The 1794-nt window shown below is 75.6% G+C and carries 1 protein-coding gene; it reads left to right on the forward strand.

Going from position 1 to position 1794, the window contains the following annotated elements:
* The coding region (locus C667_RS22665; protein ID WP_004387508.1) for a coiled-coil domain-containing protein at nucleotides 1-1794 on the forward strand (1794 nt) is incomplete at both ends.

Here is a 1794-nt window from a genome sequence, read left to right on the forward strand (position 1 = left end):
GCGAGCGCTGGCAGGCGCTCGCCGAGAACGCCGCGCTGCGCGCCGAGCAAGCCGATGCCCGCCATCTGGAGATCGCGGACCGCCTGCCCGAGCTCGACTCCGGCCGCCACGCCGCCGACGCGACCATGGCGGCTGCGCGCCGCGAGCTCGCGCAGACCGAGCAGCAGCTGCGCGTCGAGGAGACCCAGCGCGCGAGCGCCCTGCGTGCGCTCGAGGCTCTGCAGCAGCGCCGCGGCCGGCTGGAGGGCGAGCGCGGCGCGATCGTGGGCCCGGACGAGCGCATGCTCGCCGAGCGCGAGGCACGCCTGGAGGCGGTGCAGGACGAGCTGGAGGCGCACCAGCAGGAGCTCGCCGAGGCGCAGCCGCGCCTGCCCGACGCGCAGGCCGCGCTGAAGTCCGCGCTGGAGCACGAGCGCGCGGTGCAGCGCCGGCTCACCGAGCTGCGCGCCCGCCGCGACGCCCTGGTGCAGCTGCAGGCACGCGTGCAGTCGCAGGGCAAGCTGGGCGACTGGTTGAAGCGCCACGGCCTCGACACGCTGCCGCCGCTGTGGAAGCAGCTGCAGGTGGAGGAGGGCTGGGACGAGGCGGTGCAGGCCGTGCTGCGCGAGCGCCTGTCCGCGCTCACCTCGCCCGATGCGGCGGTCGCGCTCGCGGCCGCACACACCGTGCTAGACGAGACGCCCCCGGAATCGCTCGCCATCGCCCTCCCGCTTACCCCCTCGACGCTCGACTCCGCCGCCTGCTTCGCGCCTCCCGTCGCCCCTGCCTCCGGCACCGAAGCACCCCCCCCTGTAGGAGCGCCGGCAGGCGCGAACGAGCGCAACGAGGCGACGCGCCCGTCGGGCACCGCATTCACACCTCCCGTCGCCCCTGCCTCCGGCACCGAAACACCCCCCCCTGTAGGAGCGCCGGCAGGCGCGAATGGGCGGCCGCTTGCGCAACTGGTCGCGGTGCGCGATCCGGCCCTGCGCGGCCTGGTGGATGACTTCCTGGCCGGGGCATGGGCGGTGGAGCGGCTGGAGGACTGGCTGCCGCGGCGCGCGCAGTTGGCGCCGAACACCTGCCTCGTCGGCCCGCGCGGCCAGGTGCTGAGGCGCGACGCGCTGATCCACCACGCCCCAGATGCGCGCACCCACGGCGTGATCGAGCGCCAGCGCGAGATCGAGGGCCTCGCCGCCGAGCTGCAGGGGCACGAGGACGAGGCGCGCCTGGCGCACGATGCGCTGCTGGTGGCCGAGACTGCGGCGAGCGCGCTGCAGGAGCGCATCAACGGCCTGCGCCGTGAGCTGCAGGCCCTGCAGGCGCAGGTGCACACCGAGCAGGTCGAGGTGCTCAAGCTCGCGCAGGCGCGCGCCCGCGCGGACGAGCGCCGCGAGCAGCTCGCCCGCGACCTCGAGGACATCGTCCATCTGGAGAGCGCCGAGCGCGAGCACCTCACCCGTGCCGAGCTCGAGCAGGCGCGCATGGCCGAGCTCGCCGAGCTGCAGCGCGAACGCCTGGACGCAACCACCGAGGTGCTGCGCGAGCGCGAGCACGCCGTGCGCGAGGCGCGCGCGCTCGAGCAATCGGCCGCGCGCGAGCTGCAGGAGGCGAAGTTCTCCGAGCGCGAATGCGCCGGCAAGCTCGAGGACATCGCGCGCAACCAGCAGCTCGCCGGCGAGCAGCTCGAACGCATCGTCGCCGAGCTCGCCACCCGCAGCGGCGAGCTCGACGCCACCGACGACCACCGTAGCGCCGGCGCGCTGCAGCAGGCGTTGGCGCTGCGCGGCCGCCGCGAGGCCGCGCTCGCCGCCC

Source organism: Thauera phenylacetica B4P (assembly GCF_000310225.1).
GTDB lineage: Bacteria > Pseudomonadota > Gammaproteobacteria > Burkholderiales > Rhodocyclaceae > Thauera > Thauera phenylacetica.